This window comes from Flaviaesturariibacter aridisoli (assembly GCF_004343705.1).
Classification (GTDB): Bacteria; Bacteroidota; Bacteroidia; order Chitinophagales; family Chitinophagaceae; genus Flavisolibacter; species Flavisolibacter aridisoli.
This window is the reverse complement of sequence record NZ_SKFH01000079.1, coordinates 1-3,055: the sequence shown is the minus strand read 5'-3', so window position 1 is coordinate 3,055 and position 3,055 is coordinate 1. Positions and strand designations below refer to the sequence as shown.

3 protein-coding genes are annotated in these 3,055 nt (G+C 59.5%); 2 read left to right on the top strand and 1 reads right to left on the bottom strand.

The genetic code is table 11. The annotated features are described in order from the left end of the window. Positions 1 to 110: 110 nt before the first annotated feature. On the bottom strand, positions 111 to 1,250 hold the full coding sequence (gene tgt, locus E0486_RS18435) for a tRNA guanosine(34) transglycosylase Tgt (RefSeq protein WP_131852451.1): 1,140 nt from the start codon (positions 1,248 to 1,250) through the stop codon (positions 111 to 113). A gap of 167 nt (positions 1,251 to 1,417) precedes the next feature. Between tgt and E0486_RS18430 the strand changes: the two genes are divergently transcribed. Together E0486_RS18430 and rsmG are read left to right on the top strand one after the other, a co-directional pair. Then, complete coding sequence (locus E0486_RS18430; protein ID WP_131853380.1) at positions 1,418 to 2,536, top strand: glycosyltransferase; 1,119 nt, start codon at positions 1,418 to 1,420, stop codon at positions 2,534 to 2,536. A gap of 91 nt (positions 2,537 to 2,627) precedes the next feature. Further along, the coding region (gene rsmG, locus E0486_RS18425; protein ID WP_131854515.1) for a 16S rRNA (guanine(527)-N(7))-methyltransferase RsmG at positions 2,628 to 3,055 on the top strand (428 nt) is incomplete at its 3' end.

Genomic DNA, 3,055 nt, shown 5'->3' with positions numbered 1-3,055 from the left:
GACTGGCATCACTTCGTGGCCTTGCGTAATTCAAGCGTCCCGCAGGCGGGACAGGCACGGAGGCTTTACTTCCGGTAACGACGCGTCTTTGAGGCGGCGGGACACAGAGATTACAGCCGTGTTTTCAGCACCGGAACCAGCTCATTCTTCCAGCTCAGGAAATCACCCGCCAATATATGCTTGCGCGCTTCGCGCACGAGCCAGAGGTAAAAGGCCAGGTTCTGTATGGAGGCGATCGTGAGGGCCAGGTATTCGCCGGCCTTAAACAGGTGACGGAGGTATGCCTTGGTATAATACTGGCTCGTTTCGCAGTCCAGCCCCGGGTCGATGGGCGAGAAATCGCGCTCCCACTTTTTGTTGTCGATGTTGATGACCCCGCGGGTGGTGAACAACATGGCGTTGCGGCCGTTGCGGGTGGGCATTACGCAGTCGAACATATCCACGCCAAGGGCGATGTTCTCAAGGATGTTCCAGGGCGTGCCCACACCCATCAGGTAGCGGGGCTTGTCTTTCGGCAGGCGCTCGCAGCACAGTGCCGCGATCTCGTACATCACGGCTTCGGGTTCACCTACGCTGAGGCCGCCGATGGCGTTGCCGGTGGCGCCTTTGGCGGCAATGTAGTCGCAGGAAGCATTTCTCAGGTCGTGGAAGACCGCGCCCTGCACGATGGGAAACAGGTTTTGCGTGTGCCCGTATTTATCCGGTGTATCATTGAAACGCGCGAAGCAGCGGTCGAGCCAGCGGTGGGTGCGGTTCATCGAGTCGAGGGCATAGCGGTATTCGCAATTGGCCGGCGGGCACTCGTCAAACGCCATCATGATGTCGGCGCCGATCGTGCGCTCCACGTCCATCACGCTTTCGGGTGTAAACAGGTGCTTCGACCCGTCGATATGCGAGCGGAAGGTGACGCCCTCCTCGGTGATCTTGCGGTTCGCGGCCAGCGAAAACACCTGGTAGCCACCCGAGTCGGTGAGCATGGGACGGTCCCAGTTGATGAACTGGTGGAGGCCGCCGGCCGCTTCCATCGTTTCCATGCCGGGACGCAGGTAGAGGTGGTAGGTGTTGCCCAGGATAATGCGGGGATCCACCTCGGTTTTGAGCTGCTGCTGCGACAGGGCCTTCACCGAACCCACCGTACCCACCGGCATGAAGATGGGTGTTTCAATGACCCCGTGGTCAGTTGTGATCGTGCCGGCGCGGGCGGCGCTCTGGGCATCGGTTTGATGGAGCTGGAAAGAAAGTGCGGCCATAGGGGGCGCAAATTAGCCCCCTGTCCCCCGAAGGGGGCATTTTCGTGGAAATTTTCTTCTGAATAGGTACCCCGTTACGACGAAACTACCTTTGGCAAGCGGCAAAACAGGAAAGTTTCTTCGGTCTAAGTGCCCCCTTCGGGGGACAGGGGGCGTATCTTTGCGGCATGCTTATGAGCTGGGGCCTTGCCCTTTTCGTCGCCTTTTGTGTGGTTGCGGCGATCCAACTGTATTATTACCTGTACTTCTTCCGCCGTGTCGGCACCTGGAAGCCGCGCGACCGCGAGGTGTCGCGGCAGCACCCCGTGAGCGTCATCATCTGCGCCCGCGATGAGGACGAAAACCTCGTGCGCCACCTGCCCGGCGTGCTGCTGCAGCAATACCCCTCCACGCGCGAGGTGGTGGTAGTCAACGACAACTCGCTCGATGACACCCGCTATGTGCTCGAAGATTTTCAGAAAACCTATAAAGACCTGCACATCGTGGAGCTGCAGCAGGAGGCAAAGCTCATCGCCGGGAAGAAATACCCGCTGTCGGTGGGCATCAAGGAAGCGAAGCACGAGCTGCTGCTCCTCACCGACGCCGACTGCGTGCCCGCCTCGGAGCACTGGATCTACCGGATGCAGGACGCCTTCGACGACGGCATAGAGGTCGTACTCGGCTACGGCGCCTACCACCGCCAGAAGGGCTTTCTCAACAAGGCCATCCGCTTCGAGACCTTCCACACCGCGCTGCAATACTTCGGCTACGCCCTCGCAGGCCGCCCCTACATGGGTGTCGGGCGCAACCTGGCCTACCGCAAGGGCACTTTCTTCCGCCACAAAGGCTTTTCCAGCATCAACCACATCCCCTCCGGCGACGACGACCTCTTTATTAATAAGGTGGCCACGAAAGACAACACCGCCGTGGTGATCGACCCCGAGGCCTTTACCCTGTCGCGCCCGAAACAAAGCTGGAAGGAATGGCGCCGCCAGAAGAACCGGCACTATTCCACCGGCAAATACTACAAGCCCGCCATCAAGTGGCTGCTCGGCCTCTACACCCTGAGCTTTGTGCTGTTCTACCCGCTGCTCGCTGCCTCCCTCGTCCTGTTCGACTGGCGCTGGCCGCTCATCCCGCTGGCCCTCCGCTGGATCAGCATCGGGGTGGTCTGGAGCAAAGGCATGAAGAAGCTCGGGGAAAAAGACCTCTTCGCAGGCTTTATCTTCTGGGACATCTGGCAGTTTTTCTACTACATTCTTTTTGCGCCGGCGGTGTGGAAGAAGCCGAAGAAGATGAGTTGGTAGCACGCAGATCACGCAGGCAATAGAACAGAAGCCCTTCGCTTGGCGAAGGGCTTCGGTCATTGCGCCTCGGGCCGCCCTATCTTTGCTCCGCATGGACATCTTATTAAAATACTTCTCCGACTTCACGCCCCGGCAGCTCGAACAATTCGGAGCCCTCGACGAGCTTTATAAAGACTGGAACGCGAAGATCAACGTCATTTCCCGCAAGGATATCGACAGCCTCTACGAGAAGCATGTCCTGCACTCGCTCGCCATCGCGGCGGCCTTTCCGTTCCCCGACGGGCTGGAGATCATCGATATCGGCACCGGCGGCGGCTTCCCGGGTGTGCCGCTGGCCATCTTCTTCCCGAACGTGAAATTCCACCTCGTGGATTCCATCGGCAAGAAGCTCAAGATCGTCGAAGCCGTTAAAGAGGCCCTCGGGCTCGACAACCTGACCACCCAGCACAGCCGCGCCGAGGAGGTGACGAACCGAAAGTTCGACTTCGCCGTATCGCGCGCCGTGGCCCCCTTGGGTGA